The following is an 18,171-nucleotide window of genomic DNA, read 5'->3' as shown; positions in this document are numbered from 1 at the left end:
TAGGTACAACAAAAGGGAGGCATAACCTCCCTTTTTTGACCGAAGACTGACATCGCTGCACAAAAACGTGACGGAAATGCCTTTCTTAGGGTGCTTACAAACCGAATATTGCTTCCATGATATAGAAGAAAATAACGGCGAGCAGTGCGCCTGCTGGCAAAGTCACGACCCAAGACGCAACAATGTTTCTCACTACGCCCAAGTTCAATGCGCCAATACCGCGCGCAAAACCAACACCCAACACAGCACCAACTAGGGTTTGTGTGGTCGAGATTGGCAGACCCGTTCCTGATGCCAGGACCACGGTTGAAGCGGTTGCTAGTTGCGCGGCGAAACCACGACTTGGAGTCAGTTCGGTAATGCCTGTTCCCACGGTTGCCATGACCTTGTGGCCCAGTGTCGCCAAACCAACAACGATACCCACACCGCCCAGTGGCAAAATCCACCATGCAATTTGGGTTGTTTCTGAGATTTGACCCATGTTCTCAACCGTTGAAACGATAGCAGACAGAGGACCAATCGCATTGGCAACGTCATTTGAACCATGCGCAAATGCCATCGCACAGGCCGTCACTACCATCAGCAAGCTAAATACGCGTTCAACGCCTTGGTAACCATTGGCACCCACGTCGTCGTTCTTGTATTTACGGCTGATGTAGACATAACCAAATGCCATGATCAATGCAGATAGCGCAATTGATACCATCACTGCTTCACCTGTTGTTAGGTGAAGACCGACATGTTTGAGGCCTTTTTTGATGGTAACCATCGCGATGATCATTGCCGTCATAAACATGTAAACAGGTACAAAACGTTTGGCATTGATAAGCGGTTGGTCGGTATCAAAAATCAGGCGCTGCGCACTGAGGAAAATGACGTAAGCAAAAATACCTGATATCAGCGGGGTCACAAGCCAACTGCCCACAATACCTTGCACTGAGCTCCAGTCTACGGCGTGTGCGCCAACAGAGACACAGGCGAAACCAATAATGGCGCCAATGATGGAGTGCGTGGTTGATACCGGCCAGCCCATAAAGGATGCAAGCAACAGCCAAGTACCCGCTGCCAGCAATGCTGACATCATGCCGTAGACAAGTACCTCAGGCTGACTGGCGTACAAGGAGGTGTCTATGACGCCTTTGCGTATGGTGTCGGTCACTTCGCCACCTGCGAGGTATGCACCTGCAAATTCGAAGATCATTGCAATGATGATTGCTTGTTTAACGGTTAGCGCTTTCGAGCCAACAGATGTTCCCATGGCATTAGCGACATCATTTGCACCAATACCAATCGCCATCATGAAACCAAAAGCCGCGGCCACCAAAATAATGATGGTGCCGTAATTCGCTAGGATTTCCATTGTTTTACCTTGTTATTTGTTCGGTGAACGTTGCACTACGAACGAGAAAGCATAAGCTCAAGGCGCGAGCCAACACGTTGTGCCTGATCGGCGATTTCGCCGACCCATTCAAGGATCTTGTACAGGAACATCACATCAACGGGGTTGTATTCACCCTCGACTGACATCAGTTGCTGACGCAGATGAATTTGCATCGTATCGGTGTCATCTTCGATGGCATCCAATTCGTTGATCATCTCTTCCACTAGCGTTACTTCACGTCCTTTAAAGCCAGTTTCGAGTAATTCATCCAGTTCACTAATAACGCGGCGCGCCTGATCGGCGGCGTCGAGACAACGCTGCACATACGCAACAAAGTCTGGGTAAAGAAGGGAGGGAACCTGAAGTTGTCGGCCGATTACACGACCTGCAATATCTTTTGCGAGGTTGGCTAGCTTGTCTTGCTGAGTCAGCAGATCAAGCATATCTGTGCGGTCTACGGGGAGGAAAAGACCACGAGGTAGTTTAAGACGAATTTCGCGCTTCAAGACATCCGCTTCTTTTTCTAGCGTCGAAATTTCGTGGCGCAAAGCCTCTGCACGTACCCAGTCACCTTGCTCGCAAGCTGCGAAAAAGGGAACCAATAATGAACAGCAGTCATTGACGCGGCTCACGTGACGTTGCAAAGGTTTTAGAGGGCTCTTTGCGAATAGCCCCATGATTGTATTTACTGGCATAGCCGTATCTACCTATCAAGTCTGAATTGGATGCAGACTAAATTTTACACGATGGTGTACAAGCCGCGAATGTTAGCGTAATCACATTCCTATTGATACCGTTTCAGATCAATGAAAGTCCCTTGCTCGAGTGCCTAATTACTCATATCCTTGTTCTGCTATTGGTTATAGGTACCTTTATGGAAACTGAGATTGAGTTAAAGTTTTTTGTCTCTCCCGATTTTTCACGACAAATTCGCGACAAAATTACTGATTTAAAGGTATTGCAGCAACATCAGCGCAACCTTGGCAATATCTACTACGACACGCCGGATTTCTTGCTGCGCAAGCATGATATTGGTTTGAGGGTGCGACGATACGATGATGTATTTGTCCAAACCCTAAAAACTGCTGGCCGCGTTGTCGCGGGGTTGCACCAACGACCAGAATACAATGCGGAACTTGAATCGCCCGTTCCTGACCTCTCTCTAATTTCTGCCGATGCTTGGCCCGACGGATTAGACGTCGACGCCCTCAGCGCCAATTTATTTCCTTTATTCTCGACGGACTTCGAACGCCAACAATGGTTACTTGCCATGCCCGACAGTAGTCAGGTTGAACTGGCGTTCGATAGCGGCGAAGTGACCACCAAAGATGGCGGTTATGATCCGATCTGTGAAGTCGAGATTGAACTGAAATCCGGTCAGACTGATGCCTTGTTTGTCTTGGCACGTGAGTTAGCCGAAAACGGTGGGTTACGTCTAGGAAACTTGAGCAAGGCTGCGCGTGGATACCGTCTCGCAACCGGCTATCAAGGCGATGTCGTTAAATCACTGTCGATCGTTGATGTGAAAAGCACCGAGTCGACAGAACAAGCTTTTGTCACGGCGCTAGAGCATGCGCTGGAGCATTGGCATTATCACGAGCAGATTTACGTTGAGCGACCTGAGCAAGATGCCATTTTTGAAATGTGCAGTGCTGTGGCGCTTATCCGCCAAGTCTTGGTGTTATACGGCGGTTTGATCCCTCGTCGCGCCAGTGCCTTGTTGCGTCAAGAATTGCAATGGCTGGAAGGTGAGCTTGATTGGATCAACGAAGCGCGTGCGATTGAGCGTCTGGTTGATGACAAAGGCTATTTCCTGAGAAAGCTGAATGTGCAAAAACCGTTGCTGTCGAAGCTTGGAGAATGCTACGACGCACTGCCTGAGCGTGCAGAAGTACTGGAATTACTTCACTCTTCGCGATACTGCAATCTCTTGCTTGACCTTAGTCGTTGGATTTTGACGCGAGGCTGGCAGCCGTTCTTGGATGATAAAGCGCGCGAAAAGCTCGAAGAGCCTATTCGCAGTTTCGCCAATCGTTCGCTAGCAGTATCAAGTGATGAGTTGCTGAGTGTGTTTTCGCTTGAAAATGAACTCGATAGGTTTGGCTATTTAGACCAACAGCCTCGCTTGACTCGTAACTTGCTGTCTGGCTGCTGTGTGGCTGCTTTGTATGATGCTGAAGACCGTGAAACCTTCCGATTACCTTGGCTGGATTTACTGCAAGGCATTGACGATATTTTACTGCTTGAGCCGGTTCGTAAACTTGCTGAAGACGAAGATTTTAGTGAGGACGATAAAGCGCAGATCGAAAAATGGCTTCGTCGTAAAGAAGAATCACTGCTTCATGCCATGATGCAATCTCGCCAAATCGGATTAGCCCTCGATCCTTATTGGGATCAGTAACCTTGGTTACTCGAGCACCCATTCAAAAATAAAAATAGCGCCTGATGGCGCTATTTTTTTGTCGGTTTATCCGCGATGTTTTCTTGCTCGGGAGTTGCTGGCGCTAGCATGTTGAGTCGCGCTTCCATATCGGCCAAGCGCGTTAACATTTGCTGTTGTTGTGTTAATAAGGTTTCAAGCACCACGCTTTGGCGTATTGCTTGTTCCTGCTCTTTCTTCTCCGGCTTGGTGATATAAGACGCCACCAGACCGGTTACTGCGCCGAAAATACCGACCCCACAGACAATCACCACCACGGCAACCGCTCGACCTGCGGCGGTGACGGGGTAGTGGTCGCCATACCCAACGGTCGATATCGTTACGAACATCCACCAAATAGCGTCGGTCAAACTGTCAATATTGGCGTTATTGTCTGTACTTTCGAAAGCAAAAATCGCGGCAGAGCCAGCAGAAATAAGCACGGTCAGCAGTAGCAGAATACTGGCCATGGCCGTTTCATTGCGGTTTTTTCGCATGTAGAAAACTAAGGGTTCGCTCGCCTTGAGCAGTCGGATCACTCTGAAAATCTGAAACACACGCGCGAAGCGCAGGGCTTCCACAACAGGAATGCTGGCGAGGATATCTATCCAATGGGTTTTCAAATAAGTGAGTTTATTATCACTTTTAAGAAAATGTATTGAGAGTTGAAGCAGAAAAATCATACAGATCAGCGTGTCGACACCGAGCAATAAGGTATAAAGAGGATCACTTTTAGGCAGTAGCACCAGAGTGCTGACGACACATAATGAGACGAAAGAGAGCAGTAAGCTCAACAAACTCATTGGATTCAGATCTAAGTTTTGTGTTTTTGTCTCTGTCATCACTTCATGAACTGCCTTTGCTGCCGTTAAAAATATGGCGAATGTCTACCCGCTTTGCGTCAACGCTAGTGTCTCGCAACTTTGCGAAGCAATGATAAAGGAGTCACCAAGAATGTCTCAGATGATATTCAAGCCTTGGGAAAAGGCTGTTAGCAACATCAAACTCGTCCCCAAGCTTGTGATACTAATGGTATTTAGTACCGCTTTGTTGCTTGCAAAGCAACTTTGGGATGCCAATGCGTTTCGCGCGTCGGTCACCGAAATCACGGAAGCGCAAAGCCATAGCCAAGCGTTGCGAAGTGCTGAATTGGCAAAAACGCTGCTGGCGCTGCCAGAGGGTGCCGCTTTACTAGAGCGTGTGGCAAAAAGTGAAAATCTGACCAGCAATAGCAATGAATACGTCTTTTTTGCCAACAGTGCTAGTGGAGATGTGTTGGCTCACCCCTCTATCTCTTCATACCAAGGGTTAAATTTACCATTGGAAAATGGCCGCCAGCTTGCTGAACAAATGCGCAATACACAAGGTGAGTTCAAATATCATCTTACCGATCAAGCGCGTCACGGCTTTGTCGTCCCTGTGACGGGAACTGACTGGGTGGCTGTGGCGTCACAAGCTGACTCTGCGGCTGATCAATACTATCAAGCATATCTGGTTCAGGTCGCTTGGCAGACAGCGGGCATGATTGTCGCGTTTATGGTGATATTGCTCGGTGGGTCACGTCTGATGTTACGTCAAATCAATTACTTGATTGATTGCATGCGTGAAATGGCGCGTAAGAACTTGAGTCAGCCTGTCAATATGGATTGTGGTGACGAGTTTGGCGAGCTGGCGCGTGAACTTGAAAAAACACGTCTTCAATTGGTCAGCGTGATTAAAACACAGCGCACTTCATCAGAAGATCTGTCTTCAATGGCAGAGGTGATGACGATTAGCATGGATGAAACCCGTGAGTCAGCCAAAGAGCAATTTGGTGAAATTGATCAGTTGGCATCGGCGATGAGCGAAATGACATCTACGGTACAAGACGTTGCGGGTCATGCTCGCGCTGCGTCACAGGCCACCGAAAGTTCGCGTGAACAGGCCGTCAGTGGTCAGCGCTATGTCAGCAATACCATTGGCACGATCAATAAGCTGTCTGATGATATCCGTGAGTCTGCCAATGTGGTGAATCAGGTAGAAGAGCGCGTTGAGAAGATAAGCTCTGTGGTGGTCACCATTCAAGGGATCTCTGAACAAACGAATCTGCTGGCTCTGAATGCGGCCATTGAGGCGGCGCGAGCAGGCGAGCAAGGGCGCGGTTTTGCTGTCGTCGCTGATGAAGTGCGCAACTTGGCGCAAAGTACGCAAAAAGCGACGGTAGAAATTCAAGATATGATCACGCAGCTGCAATCGTCAGCACGACAAGCTGTTGGTTTGATGGAGCAAAGTGTGGTCGAAGCGGTGGAGAGTGTCGCGTCAGTCAGCAAGGCGGGTGAAGAGCTGAATTTGATTGTGGATCAAATTGCTCAGATCAATGACATGAATTTCCACATCGCGACGGCTGCGGAGCAACAATCCTCGGTCACGGATGAAATGAACCTTAATCTCAATAATGTAAGAGAGTTGGTGGAAGCCTCGGTGACTGTGGTGACTGAGTTGGCAGAAACCTCCGGTGATATTCAAAACAATGCCGAAGCGCTGGATTTGAAAATCAAGGAGTTTGCGGTGTAGTTTCTACACGCGAATCAAGAAGCCCGCACCTTTGTGCGGGCTTTTTTTGTGATATTTTAAAGGCGAGCGATTAATAAAAATAATTGACGGCTGCATTTAGCGATACTTATTCGCCGTCACGATTCGCAACCACAATTAGCGATAGGAAAGGAACTGATGTCATTGCCCATGGAACTGGAAACTTGCGCAGCTCGCAGGTTAGAAGCGCTGGCTGAACAGCAGTCAGACAATCTTGCGTCTTGGCAAGGTGTGCAGCGCGAAACGCTGACTCGCACTTTGGCATTGAGTGATTTCATTGCAGAGTCCATTTTGCACGATGACACTTTACTGCCTTGGCTTGAGGAAAATCTGCCGTCAGGTCTGCGCGCGCCACAGTATCGAAAGCGATTGAAAGAGAAGCTCGATAGCCAGCAAGACGAAAACGGCTTGATGCGTGAGTTACGCCGTTTCCGACGACAGGAAATGACATGGCTGGCATGGCATGATTTCAATGACACCATGACGCTAGACGACAGCCTTTCCCATCTGTCTAAGTTGGCGGAGGCGCTGATCATGGAGGCTTACGGTTGGCTGTATCGTCATTGTTGCACTGAATGGGGTACGCCTTGTGACGCAGAAGGAAATCCCCAACCTATGCTGGTGCTGGGGATGGGCAAACTCGGTGGCGGTGAGCTGAACTTTTCATCTGATATTGATTTGGTTTTCACGTATCCAGAAAACGGTGAAACGCAAGGTGCACGTCGCAGCATTGCTAACGCTCAATTCTTTACGCGTCTTGGTCAGCGTCTGATCAAAGCGCTCGACCAGCAAACGTTCGATGGCTTTTGCTATCGCGTCGATATGCGGTTGCGCCCCTTTGGTGACAGTGGCCCGTTGGTGATGAGCTTTGCTGCACTTGAAGATTACTATCAAGAGCAGGGACGCGAATGGGAACGTTACGCGATGATCAAAGCCCGCGTGATGGGCAAAGAGCAGTTTGATTGTTATCAGACGCTTCGCCAAATGCTGCGCCCGTTTGTGTTCCGTCGTTATATCGATTTCAGTGCGATCCAATCTTTACGCCGCATGAAGGCAATGATCCGCAGTGAAGTTCGCCGTCGTGGCCTCACCAATAACATCAAGCTCGGCGCGGGCGGTATTCGTGAAATCGAATTCATTGCCCAATCTTTCCAACTAATACGCGGTGGTCGAGATCCTATTCTTCGTCGCCGTGGCCTGTTCTTTACCCTTTATGCCATTCGTGAGCTTGGTTTATTGCCTGAAGCTGAAGTGGACACGTTAGAGGCGTCTTATCGCTATCTGCGTCGTGTTGAAAACCTTTTGCAGGCGATAGACGACAAACAAACGCAGACCTTACCGGATAATCCGCTGGATCAAATTCGCCTTGCAATTGCGATGGGTGAAAACAGTTGGGATGATCTCACCGCAGCGATCAGCGCGCATATGCTCGGGGTACATACGGTTTTTGACGATCTGATTGGTGATGAAGAAGACAATGGTGAGACGAAGATCGACGCCGATTTTGGTGAGATCTGGGATGCGGCACGTGATCCCGATCTGGTCGAGAAGATCTTGAACGATATGTCTGCGGCGAACCCGGTGGAAAAAGCACAAGCATTACTGCGCTTTAAAGAAGAATTAGCAAAGCGTACCTTGGGCCCGCGCGGTCGCGAAGTATTAAACCGCCTGATGCCCGTGGTATTGAGTAACATTGTCTGCCGTGAGAACAGTTTGGCAGTGTTAGAACGTGTGCTGAAGCTTCTGGTTAGCATTGCCACGCGTACTACTTATCTTGAGCTGTTGGATGAGCATCATGGTGCTATTACGCAGTTGGTTCGCTTGTGCAGTGCCAGCCGAATGGTCGCAGAGCAGTTAGCCTCGTACCCCATTCTGCTTGATGAATTGCTGGATCTTCAGCATCTCTATAACCCGACGCCGCTTGATCAGTATCGTAATGAATTGTTCGATTTCTTGGCGCGTATCCCTGAAGAGGATATGGAGCAGCAGATGGAGATGATCCGCCAGTACAAGCAAACTCAATTATTGCGCATTGCAGCGGCAGACATCGCGGACGTATTGCCTGTGATGAAAGTCAGCGATCACCTGACGTATTTAGCGGAAGCCATTGTGGAGGCCGTGGTGAATCAGGCGTGGTATCAAATGGCTGAAAAATATGGACAGCCGAAGCATTTACTTGAGCGAGATGGCCGTGGTTTCGCGGTGGTAGGGTATGGCAAAGTGGGGGGTATAGAGCTCGGTTATGGCTCGGATCTGGACGTGGTGTTCTTGCATGACTGCCCTGACAATGTGTATACCGATGGACCAAAAGAAATCGATGGGCGGCAGTTTTATCTGCGCCTTGCGCAGCGTATTGTCCATTTGTTTTCAACACGCACCACATCTGGTGTTTTGTATGAAATCGATACCCGCCTTCGCCCTTCTGGTGTATCGGGTATGTTGGTGACGACGCTTGAATCCTTCCAAGACTATCAGAACAAAGAAGCATGGACGTGGGAGCATCAAGCACTGGTTCGCACACGATTGATTTATGGTGATGTGGCGCTAGGACAAGGCTTTGGCAAAGTACGCAAACAAGTGCTAACCCAAGCGCGTGATGTGGCGTCGCTGAGAAAAGACGTGGCTGACATGCGGGTAAAAATGCGTGAGCATCTTGGCAGCAAAGAAAGCGGGAAATTTCATATCAAACAAGATCCCGGTGGTATTACCGACATCGAATTTATGACCCAATTTTTGGTGCTTGCTCACAGTCATGACGAGCCTGCGCTAACGCGTTGGAGTGATAATGTGCGTATTCTCGAAGACATGGCGCAAGCGGGAATTTTAGATACGGCAAAGGCTCTTGCTCTGCGTGATGCGTATATTGTGATGCGGGATGAAATCCACCGTTTGAATTTACTCGATGCGTCTGTAGAAGTGGCCAATGACAGCTTTGCTCACGAGCGTGAAGTGGTACGTGAGGCGTGGTCGCAGTTGATGGAACCGAAGGGTTAGAAAGCAGGTCCTAGAGTCTAGGACCTAATATTCTCAATCGTAGAGTGAAGGCTCACCGTCAGGTCGGCTCTTAAAGCGGCGATGCAACCACATGTATTGTTCTGGCGCGCGCATGATCGAGCGTTCAATAAACTTGTTGGTGTAAATTGCCGCTGCTTTTTCGTCATCGTAAGGGAACGCATCCATTGGCGGATCTAGCGTCAGGGTGTAGCCGGTACCTTCGCGATCTCGCGTAATAGTAAACGTCATCACCTTGGCTTTTCCTGCAGCAGCCAGCAAATGTGTGCCCGTGGTGGTACATGCTTTCTCTACCGCAAATAATGGCGCCCATGTATAGCGGTGGCGACCATAATCGTGGTCAGGCGCATACCAAAGCAGTGCGCCTTTACGCAGCACTTTAACCATACGTTTAACATCGCGACGATCAATCGCGCCATTGTCTCTGGTGCGACCACGATATTGAAACCAGTCATACACGGGATTTGCATTCGGGCGATATACGCCATAGCCCGACGTATGTGTGCCAAATGAACGTGCGCCCAACTCAAGGTTAAAGGAGTGGACGGCGATGATTAGCACACCTTGCTGACTGGCCTGAATCTCTTCAAGTTGCTCAAACCCGACGTACGTCATGTGTTTCTTAATGCGCCAGTCAGGCCAAAACCATGCCATGCAGGTTTCAAAAAGCGCCAAACCCATGTGCTGAAAATTCTCTTTTAGCAAGGCGTGACGCTCACCCCCTGTCATTTCAGGGAAGCAAAGCTGCAGATTACGGTCGGCAATTTTTCGACGACTTTTAAATAGCTTCATCACCAGCAGGCCAATATTTTGGCCTAAAAACCGCTGAACGCGATAAGGCAGCCAGCTGATGAGAAACATCAAGCCAACGCCAATCCAGGTATGCAGATACTTTGGATGGAGATAAGACCATTGAAATGTCGGAGCGTCTGAGGTTTGACCCATGGTGATTACGTGTTTCCTGACTCAATCGATAAACAGAAGAAACGCATTGTAACCTTAACTCTGACCAAGATGCATGTTTCAGTGTGTTAGAGAGCGCGCAGAGGGGCCTAATCGGCTGTTGCTTTGTAGGCTTTATGGTACTATCGCCGACGTTCCTTTGTCCGTGGAGAAAACAATGAAACTCACTTTGCCTGACTATCAGCAAGCCGACGTTCTGGTTGTTGGTGATGTAATGCTTGACCGTTACTGGTACGGTCCGACTGGACGTATTTCACCAGAAGCACCTGTGCCTGTGGTGAAAATCAACCAAACCGAAGAACGTCCAGGCGGCGCTGCGAACGTGGCAATGAACATTGCAGCGCTCGGCGGCAAAGCAAGACTGATCGGCCTTGTCGGTCAGGATGAACAAGCGCAGGTGCTGAACGACACCCTGAGCTCTCTGAAAGTGGATTGTCATTTCGTTGGTCTGGCTGAATATCCGACCATTACGAAACTGCGTGTGATGAGCCGCAACCAGCAGCTTATCCGTTTAGATTTTGAAGAGAGCTTCCACAATGTGGATGTGCAGCCGATTTTAGATCGCATTGAAGCAGCATTGCCTCAAACCAAAGCGATGATCCTGTCTGACTACGCCAAAGGCGCATTGCAAAATGTACAGCCGATGATCCAATTGGCACGTAAGGCGGGCATTCCTACGCTGGTGGATCCAAAAGGGGCTGACTTTGAGCGTTACCGCGGGGCGACACTGCTAACGCCAAACATGAGCGAGTTTGAAACGGTTGTGGGCGCATGCCTATCGGAAGGCGACATCATCGAGAAAGGCTTAGCGCTTATCCGTCAGTTCGAGTTCGATGCGCTGCTTGTGACTCGTAGCGAGCACGGCATGATGTTGTTGCAAGAAGGTCATGAACCTTTGAGCCTGCCAACACTGGCGAAAGAAGTGTATGACGTGACAGGCGCGGGCGATACCGTGATTTCTGTGTTGGCGTCGTCGCTGGCTGCTGGGAAATCACTGGCTGATGCATGTGCGCTGGCGAATGCTGCGGCAGGCGTCGTTGTTGGTAAACTGGGTACATCGACACTGTCGACGATTGAGCTGACAGAAGCGGTACACGGTAGCCACCAATCTGGCTATGGCGTGGTGACAGAGAATCAACTGATTACGGCAGTTCAAGTGGCGAAAGCGCGCGGTGAGAAAGTCGTGATGACCAATGGTTGTTTTGACATCTTGCATGCGGGTCATGTGGCTTACTTGAACGAAGCGGCGAAATTAGGCGATCGCCTGATTGTGGCGGTAAACACCGATGAGTCTGTTCGCGGCCTCAAAGGCCCGGGTCGTCCGGTTAACCCAACGGATCGCCGTATGGCGGTATTGGCGGGCTTGAGTGCGGTAGATTGGGTTGTACCGTTTGGCGAAGAAACGCCACAGCGATTGATCAGTGAAGTATTACCAAGCTTGCTGGTAAAAGGCGGCGACTACAAACCTGATGAGATTGCAGGCGGTGAAGAAGTGATTGCGGCTGGTGGTGAAGTGCTGGTGCTGAACTTCGAAGATGGTTGCTCAACCACAGAAATTATCAATTCGATTTTAAGTGGTCATAACTGATCGCATTTTATCTTCAACATTGGGTATTCATCATTCAATGTTCAAGCGAAAGAAAAGGCACCGCATTGCGGTGCCTTTTTTGATGCTTAGATTTGGTTACTCAGCGAAATTATTTTTTCGGTGGGATAAGACCATTGTTGATCTCAACCAGATCGTTCTCGGTCAGTGTACCCACTGCTTGACGCAGTTGGAGAACACTCACGATGTAGTCATAACGTGCATCTGACAGGTTGCGGTTCGCGTCATAAAGACGACGTGTCGCATCCAGTACGTCAACGATCGTACGCGTACCAACTTCAAAACCTGCTTCTGTTGCTTCCAACGCAGATTTCTGAGAAATCACGGTTTGCTCGTACGCACGCAGTGCACCAATGCTGGCGTTGATATTGTTATAAAACGCGCGAACATCTTTTACTGTTGAACGGTAAGTGCCTTCAAGCTGCTCAGAAGCGGCAACATAGTTATATTGTGCTTCTTTTACACCCGCGCTGATCGAGCCACCGGAGTACAACGGCATCGCAAAGTTAATACCACCAGACAGTTGGTTATTGCTTGCATCACGAGTAGGGACTGTTTTGTTGTCCTGATCGGTATAGCCATAACCCAAATCAAACGTCAGTGATGGCATGTGACCAGATTCAGCCAAGCTGATGCGTTCTTTCGAAGCGTCTCGAGAAATGCGCTGTGCCAATAGGCTTAGGTTGGTTTCTTCTGCCTGCTTGACCAATGCCTCTGGCGTTTGGTCTGGGCGAGTTGCTGAGAAAGATTTGGTGTTCAGGATATTCAGCGATTCATGACGCTGCCCTGTGATTTCACGCAATTCTTCGTAGCTGTTGCTTACCGTGTTCTCAGACAGAATTTCTTGTGCCAATACCGAGTCATACTGAGCCTGCGCGTCATGTACGTCAGTGATTGCTGATAGCCCAACTTCAAAACGTTGTTTTGTTTGCTCTAGTTGACGACCGACGGCGGCTTTTTCTGCCTGAACAAAAATCAAATCATCGATAGCGCGCAGCACATTAAAGTAAGCTTCTGAAACGCGAAGGATAAGACCTTGTTGTTGCACGGCATACACAGCATCGGCTTGGCGTGCAGTGATTTCCGCAATATCCAAATTGATCCAGCTGTTCTGATCGAACAGTTCTTGGCTCAAATCCACACCGGCGGTTAGTGTGTTGGTATCAAAAGGACCAGTGCTGCTCTCTTCACTGTTACGAATCAAGTTGTAGCCAGCGGATAGATTAATTTGTGGTAATAGCGTTCCGCGGGTCGTATCAATGGCGGCAAAGGCAGCGTCGCGTGTCGCTGCTGATTGCAGCAGTTGCGGATCGCTTTGTTTCGCTTGCTCATATACTTGAATTAAATCATCTGCGCTGACCAAGGGGGCCGTGGAACTTAGCGCAACCCCGATGAAATAGGGGAGCAATTTTTTCATAAAGGTAATCCCTGAACGTTTGTTCGTTTTATAAATTGCCAAAGGGCATTCGGCCTAGTGTAAACCATGCTTGCTGACTTGGAACTGACAATATGAGGGTTTATTAAGAAAAATTGGTTGTAAAAACATCTAAACCTTGACGCTATTCAAATATTTCTGCAATCCATACCAAAAAAGTGAAGGTTTATGATTGCGGGCACATATTTGTGAGACTTATCATTTACGCCTAGCTCGGAGGCTATATGGGACAAAACGTGCCACAGCAAATTCAACCTAACCAGTTTGGCGTTAATGACGTTCATATTGATAACACTGACGTTGTCTATAATGGTTACTTTAAGATGGTTAAATATCGTTTTCGTCATCGCCTGTTTGCGGGTGGCTGGAGTGAAACCATTGAACGTGAACTGTTTGAACGTGGACACGCGGTAGCGATGCTCCCGTACGATCCTGTGAGTGACAAGGTCGTATTGGTTGAGCAAATTCGTATCGGCGCGATGGCAGCGAGTCCATCCCCTTGGCAGTTAGAAATTGTCGCGGGCATTATCGACAAAGATGAAACGCCAGAAGCGGTTGCTGTACGTGAAGCCGAAGAGGAAGCTGGGCTTGCAGTTAAAGAGTTGTTGCCGATGACCAGTTACTTATCGAGTTCTGGTGGTTGCTCTGAACGTATTCACCTGTTCTTGGGTATTGTTGACGCCAGTGATGCAGAAGGCATACATGGCTTGCCTGAAGAAGGGGAAGATATATTGGTTCATCTTGTACCGCGCACAACGGCGATGCAGTGGATGGAAGACGGTAAGATTGAAAACGCAGCATCAATCATTGCATTGCAGTGGTTGGCATTAAATCTCAAGAGGTGGCGAGCAGATTGAGTGACACACTCGTCTGACCGTAAGCAGGTAGTGATATGTTAAGACGAGGGTATCAGGTCGATTTAAGTGCCTTGATGCGAATGTATGAAACCAATTACGCAAAACTGCTCAGACTGATGCCACATCAGGATGATGTCGGAGAGTTCTGTGTCTATGACATTCAAGGCAATGAATTTCAACTAGACATTGTTGAATCAACTCGTTATACCACCTTGCTCGATATTTGGCAGCGCGGGGATATTCCTCATTATTTGAGACCTCGGCTCACGGTTCGTATGTATCATGATGCACGTGTCGCTGAAGTGTGTACGAGTCAGCAGATTTCTCGGATTCAGCCGCGTTATGATTACCCGAATCCACGAATGCATCAGCGGGACGAAAAGCACCAGATTAATGCTTTCCTTGCCGACTGGCTGGCGCATTGCTTGCGAAACGGAATGACAAAACAAAACATTATTTATTAGTTTGACGCGTTAACATGACAACGCGTATTTATGATCAGGATTTTCAAGACGTTGCGGATTTGCCATCTTACTAGCCAAAACAGCCAGACCGTCCGGTTGTTGCAAATTACAGATACCCACCTTTTCGCAGATCCTTATGGCTGTTTGCTGGGGGTGAATACCGCTGCGAGCTATAAGGCCGTTGTGGCGGAAATTCGATCTCAAAATATTGAATTTGATGCGATTATTGCAACGGGCGATTTGTCACAAGACCATACTGAGCAATCGTATCTACGTTTCGTAGAAGGTATCGCGGATTGGTCGCAACCTTGCTATTGGCTACCAGGCAACCATGATTATCAGCCGGAAATGCAAAAAGCGCTGACACAATCTACTCTGGTACGTTGCGATAAGGTGCTAGTGGGAGAAGACTGGCAGCTCGTGATGTTGGACAGTCAGGTTAAAGGTGTCCCCCATGGACGCTTGTCGACTGAGCAATTGATACTTCTAGAGCAAGCCCTAGCGGTGAATCCGTCTCGTCATACCTTGGTGTTACTTCACCATCACCCATTACCAGCGGGCAGTGCATGGCTGGATCAGCATCAGCTTCACAACCAAAATGATTTTTGGGCACTGGTCGAAAAGTACAATAACGTCAAAGGCGTGGTGTGTGGTCATATCCATCAGGATTTAGACACTCAGTTCAAAGGTTGTCGCGTCATGGCTGCACCGTCGACGTGTATTCAGTTTTTGCCTGATTCTGATGATTTTGCGCTCGATTCAACCAACCCGGGCTGGCGTGAGATTTCTTTGCATCAAGATGGCACGATTACGTCGAAGATTGGTCGCTTAAAAGGCTCTGACTTCCAGCCTGATATGAATTCGTCAGGTTACTGAATCATGTCTTCATTACTGCTTTATATCCATGGCTTTAATAGCTCGCCGTTGTCAGTAAAAGCGCAGCAAATGAAAGCGTGGTGTGAGACTAACCGCCCAGACATAAAGCTGGAAGTTCCCCGTCTTGCCTGTTACCCTGCCGACGCTGCCGCTCAGCTAGAGCAGCTTGTTGAGCAATATAAAGGTGACTATTGTATCGGTTTGGTCGGTAGTTCTCTTGGTGGTTATCTATCAACCTGGCTCAATGACAAATATGGCTTTCGCGCCGCCTTAGTGAATCCAGCCGTGAAGCCTTATGCGTTGCTGGCAGATTATCTTGGCCCGCAACAAAACCCGTATACCGGGGAGCAATACCTGCTGCAACCTCATCATATGGATGAGCTTAAAGCGCTTGAGACAGAATCCATTACACATCCCGATTCAATGTGGCTGTTACAGCAAGAAGGTGATGAGGTGCTTGATTACAGGCAAGCCGTCTCCAAGTATCAGGGATGTAAGCAAACTGTTGAAGCGGGCGGCGATCACGCTTTCGTCGGCTTTGATAGATATCCCGCTGAGATTATTCAATTCTTAGGACTGTGACTGTAACTCACAGAATGATCGCGTCAGCTGTGTCATTATTTGGCAAGCTAGCGAACCTTCACAGACCATGTGACAAAATTTAGAAACCAATCATCTATGACAGATCAAGTTTATAACGCTGGATCCATTGAAGTTCTCAATGGTCTTGAACCGGTACGTCGTCGTCCCGGTATGTATACAGACACGACTCGCCCCAATCATCTCGGTCAAGAAGTCATCGACAACAGCGTCGATGAGGCGTTGGCGGGACATGCTCGGAAGGTGGAAGTCATTCTCCATGCGGATCAATCCCTTGAGGTGACGGATGACGGTCGAGGTATGCCTGTTGATATCCACCCTGAAGAAGGGGTGTCAGGCGTCGAGCTGATCATGTGCAAATTGCACGCTGGTGGTAAGTTCTCGAATAATAACTACCAATTCAGTGGTGGTTTGCACGGCGTAGGTATATCCGTGGTGAATGCGCTGTCAAAGCGTGTCGAAGTCTCTGTTAAACGTGATGGTCAAGTGTATGAAATTGCATTTGAAAATGGCGATAAAGTTCAAGAGCTCACCGTAACCGGTACCTGTGGCCGTCGCGCCAAAGGTACTCGCGTCCATTTCTGGCCGGATACCTCTTACTTTGACTCCCCGAAATTTTCTGTTTCTCGCCTTAAAAGTAACCTCAAAGCCAAGGCCGTTTTGTGCCCAGGTCTAGAGATTGTCTTTACCGATAAAAACACCAATGAAACCATTCGATGGTGTTACGAAACGGGTCTAAAAGACTATCTCACTGAGGGTGTGAAAGGGTATGAGCTGTTACCAGCAGAACCCTTTACTGGCGATTTTAGTGCCCCGCATGAAGCGGCCGATTGGGCTGTGATTTGGCTGCCTGAGGGCGGCGAGCTAGTAACTGAAAGCTATGTAAACCTTATCCCAACAGCGCAAGGCGGTACGCACGTTAATGGTCTGCGCCAAGGTTTGTTGGATGCGATGCGTGAGTTCTGTGAATTCCGTAACTTGCTCCCTCGTGGCGTGAAGCTGACGGCTGACGATATCTGGGAGCGCTGTGCCTATGTGCTTTCGGTGAAGATGCAGGACCCGCAGTTTGCTGGCCAAACCAAAGAACGTTTGTCGTCGCGCCAATGTGCCGCGTTTGTTTCTGGTGTGGTGAAAGATTCATTCAGCCTTTGGCTCAATGAGCGCCCTCAACTGGCAGAGCAGTTAGCCGAAGTTTGTATTGCGAACGCACACAAACGTATGCGCGCAGCCAAGAAAGTCGTGCGTAAGAAGGTGGCTTCTGGCCCTGCATTGCCGGGTAAGCTGACCGATTGCTCGATGCAAGATTTGGCACGTACAGAACTTTTCCTTGTCGAGGGTGACTCGGCAGGTGGTTCAGCGAAACAAGCCCGCGATCGTGAATTTCAGGCGATCATGCCATTGCGCGGTAAGATCCTAAATACGTGGGAAGTGTCTGCTGACCAAGTGTTGGCATCACAAGAAGTTCACGATATTTCAGTGGCGTTGGGTATTGATCCTGACAGCGAAGATCTGACCAGCCTGCGTTACGGCAAAGTGTGTATCCTCGCGGATGCGGACTCGGATGGTCTTCACATTGCGACTTTGCTGTGTGCGTTGTTTGTTAAACATTTCCATGCGCTAGTAAAAGCCGGACACGTTTACGTGGCGATGCCGCCTTTGTATCGTATCGACTGTGGTAAAGAAGTGTTCTATGCCCTCGATGATGCAGAGAAAAAGGGCATTTTAGAAAGCTTAAGTAAAAAGCGCGCAAAAATTGATGTTCAGCGATTCAAAGGTCTGGGTGAGATGAACCCATTGCAGCTTCGCGAAACCACCATGGATCCTAATACTCGTCGTTTGGTGCAGCTCACCATAGACGATCAAGAAGAAACGGATCGCATGATGGATATGCTGCTAGGCAAGAAACGCGCTGAAGATCGCCGCCATTGGCTGCAAGAAAAAGGCGATATGGCCGAGTTGGCAGACATTTAATTTGATTTTAAGATCG

General features: G+C 48.8%; 14 protein-coding genes. 9 read left to right on the top strand and 5 right to left on the bottom strand.

All coding sequences use genetic code 11. From position 1 onward, the window contains the following. Positions 1 to 94: 94 nt before the first annotated feature. Together A1OO_RS00640 and A1OO_RS00635 are read right to left on the bottom strand one after the other, a co-directional pair. A complete protein-coding gene (locus A1OO_RS00640; RefSeq protein ID WP_016958965.1) occupies positions 95 to 1,360 on the bottom strand; it encodes an inorganic phosphate transporter in 1,266 nt (421 codons plus the stop codon). A 35-nt stretch (positions 1,361 to 1,395) separates the two neighbouring features. After that, on the bottom strand, positions 1,396 to 2,076 hold the full coding sequence (locus A1OO_RS00635) for a TIGR00153 family protein (RefSeq protein ID WP_016958964.1): 681 nt from the start codon (positions 2,074 to 2,076) through the stop codon (positions 1,396 to 1,398). Between the two features lie 179 nt (positions 2,077 to 2,255). Here A1OO_RS00635 and A1OO_RS00630 point away from each other — a divergent pair, with 179 nt between their 5' ends. Next, positions 2,256 to 3,782: an inorganic triphosphatase gene (locus A1OO_RS00630; RefSeq protein ID WP_017005138.1), complete on the top strand. Its 1,527-nt coding sequence runs from the start codon at positions 2,256 to 2,258 to the stop codon at positions 3,780 to 3,782. Positions 3,783 to 3,832: 50 nt separating this feature from the next. Here A1OO_RS00630 and A1OO_RS00625 read toward each other — a convergent pair whose 3' ends face one another. Then, on the bottom strand, positions 3,833 to 4,642 hold the full coding sequence (locus A1OO_RS00625; RefSeq protein ID WP_016958962.1) for an ion transporter: 810 nt from the start codon (positions 4,640 to 4,642) through the stop codon (positions 3,833 to 3,835). Between the two features lie 112 nt (positions 4,643 to 4,754). On the opposite strand from A1OO_RS00625, the gene A1OO_RS00620 reads away from it, so the two are divergent. Next, the gene (locus A1OO_RS00620; protein WP_017005137.1) at positions 4,755 to 6,353 is read left to right on the top strand and encodes a methyl-accepting chemotaxis protein; all 1,599 of its coding nucleotides are present in this window, start codon (positions 4,755 to 4,757) and stop codon (positions 6,351 to 6,353) included. Between the two features lie 156 nt (positions 6,354 to 6,509). Continuing rightward, positions 6,510 to 9,365: a bifunctional [glutamate--ammonia ligase]-adenylyl-L-tyrosine phosphorylase/[glutamate--ammonia-ligase] adenylyltransferase gene (gene glnE, locus A1OO_RS00615; RefSeq protein ID WP_017005136.1), complete on the top strand. Its 2,856-nt coding sequence runs from the start codon at positions 6,510 to 6,512 to the stop codon at positions 9,363 to 9,365. A 33-nt stretch (positions 9,366 to 9,398) separates the two neighbouring features. On the opposite strand, the gene lpxL is transcribed toward glnE, so the two are convergent. Next, positions 9,399 to 10,328 (bottom strand): LpxL/LpxP family Kdo(2)-lipid IV(A) lauroyl/palmitoleoyl acyltransferase, encoded by a 930-nt coding sequence (lpxL, locus tag A1OO_RS00610; RefSeq protein WP_017005135.1) that lies wholly within the window; start codon positions 10,326 to 10,328, stop codon positions 9,399 to 9,401. 175 nt (positions 10,329 to 10,503) lie between these two features. On the opposite strand from lpxL, the gene hldE reads away from it, so the two are divergent. Next, on the top strand, positions 10,504 to 11,934 hold the full coding sequence (hldE, locus tag A1OO_RS00605) for a bifunctional D-glycero-beta-D-manno-heptose-7-phosphate kinase/D-glycero-beta-D-manno-heptose 1-phosphate adenylyltransferase HldE (protein ID WP_017005134.1): 1,431 nt from the start codon (positions 10,504 to 10,506) through the stop codon (positions 11,932 to 11,934). 109 nt (positions 11,935 to 12,043) lie between these two features. Here hldE and tolC read toward each other — a convergent pair whose 3' ends face one another. Then, complete coding sequence (tolC, locus tag A1OO_RS00600; RefSeq protein WP_016958957.1) at positions 12,044 to 13,369, bottom strand: outer membrane channel protein TolC; 1,326 nt, start codon at positions 13,367 to 13,369, stop codon at positions 12,044 to 12,046. A 242-nt stretch (positions 13,370 to 13,611) separates the two neighbouring features. Here tolC and nudF point away from each other — a divergent pair, with 242 nt between their 5' ends. From nudF to parE, 5 genes are all read left to right on the top strand, one after another. Next, the gene (nudF, locus tag A1OO_RS00595; protein ID WP_016958956.1) at positions 13,612 to 14,244 is read left to right on the top strand and encodes an ADP-ribose diphosphatase; all 633 of its coding nucleotides are present in this window, start codon (positions 13,612 to 13,614) and stop codon (positions 14,242 to 14,244) included. A gap of 35 nt (positions 14,245 to 14,279) precedes the next feature. After that, positions 14,280 to 14,708 (top strand): DUF1249 family protein, encoded by a 429-nt coding sequence (locus A1OO_RS00590; protein WP_026024092.1) that lies wholly within the window; start codon positions 14,280 to 14,282, stop codon positions 14,706 to 14,708. A gap of 30 nt (positions 14,709 to 14,738) precedes the next feature. Then, a complete protein-coding gene (gene cpdA, locus A1OO_RS00585; RefSeq protein ID WP_017005132.1) occupies positions 14,739 to 15,584 on the top strand; it encodes a 3',5'-cyclic-AMP phosphodiesterase in 846 nt (281 codons plus the stop codon). A 3-nt stretch (positions 15,585 to 15,587) separates the two neighbouring features. Beyond that, positions 15,588 to 16,166, top strand: a complete 579-nt coding sequence (gene yqiA, locus A1OO_RS00580) for an esterase YqiA (RefSeq protein WP_017005131.1) — start codon at positions 15,588 to 15,590, stop codon at positions 16,164 to 16,166. A gap of 96 nt (positions 16,167 to 16,262) precedes the next feature. Further along, entirely contained in the window at positions 16,263 to 18,155 is a 1,893-nt protein-coding gene (gene parE / locus A1OO_RS00575) for a DNA topoisomerase IV subunit B (RefSeq protein WP_016958952.1), read from the top strand. Positions 18,156 to 18,171 lie beyond the last annotated feature (16 nt).

Source organism: Enterovibrio norvegicus FF-33 (assembly GCF_000286835.2).
In the GTDB taxonomy this organism is placed as follows: domain Bacteria; phylum Pseudomonadota; class Gammaproteobacteria; order Enterobacterales; family Vibrionaceae; genus Enterovibrio; species Enterovibrio norvegicus_A.
This window is presented reverse-complemented; position numbering and strand designations above follow the sequence as displayed.

Bases quoted from the DNA above. Each gene is read 5' to 3' on its own strand.
- parE (WP_016958952.1), top strand. From the start codon at position 16,263: ATGACAGATCAAGTTTATAACGCTGGATCCATTGAAGTTCTCAATGGT.
- A1OO_RS00635 (WP_016958964.1), bottom strand. From the start codon at position 2,076: ATGCCAGTAAATACAATCATGGGGCTATTCGCAAAGAGCCCTCTAAAA.
- A1OO_RS00625 (WP_016958962.1), bottom strand. From the start codon at position 4,642: ATGACAGAGACAAAAACACAAAACTTAGATCTGAATCCAATGAGTTTG.
- yqiA (WP_017005131.1), top strand. From the start codon at position 15,588: ATGTCTTCATTACTGCTTTATATCCATGGCTTTAATAGCTCGCCGTTG.
- A1OO_RS00620 (WP_017005137.1), top strand. From the start codon at position 4,755: ATGTCTCAGATGATATTCAAGCCTTGGGAAAAGGCTGTTAGCAACATC.
- nudF (WP_016958956.1), top strand. From the start codon at position 13,612: ATGGGACAAAACGTGCCACAGCAAATTCAACCTAACCAGTTTGGCGTT.
- tolC (WP_016958957.1), bottom strand. From the start codon at position 13,369: ATGAAAAAATTGCTCCCCTATTTCATCGGGGTTGCGCTAAGTTCCACG.
- glnE (WP_017005136.1), top strand. From the start codon at position 6,510: ATGTCATTGCCCATGGAACTGGAAACTTGCGCAGCTCGCAGGTTAGAA.
- A1OO_RS00590 (WP_026024092.1), top strand. From the start codon at position 14,280: ATGTTAAGACGAGGGTATCAGGTCGATTTAAGTGCCTTGATGCGAATG.
- hldE (WP_017005134.1), top strand. From the start codon at position 10,504: ATGAAACTCACTTTGCCTGACTATCAGCAAGCCGACGTTCTGGTTGTT.
- lpxL (WP_017005135.1), bottom strand. From the start codon at position 10,328: ATGGGTCAAACCTCAGACGCTCCGACATTTCAATGGTCTTATCTCCAT.
- A1OO_RS00640 (WP_016958965.1), bottom strand. From the start codon at position 1,360: ATGGAAATCCTAGCGAATTACGGCACCATCATTATTTTGGTGGCCGCG.
- cpdA (WP_017005132.1), top strand. From the start codon at position 14,739: ATGATCAGGATTTTCAAGACGTTGCGGATTTGCCATCTTACTAGCCAA.
- A1OO_RS00630 (WP_017005138.1), top strand. From the start codon at position 2,256: ATGGAAACTGAGATTGAGTTAAAGTTTTTTGTCTCTCCCGATTTTTCA.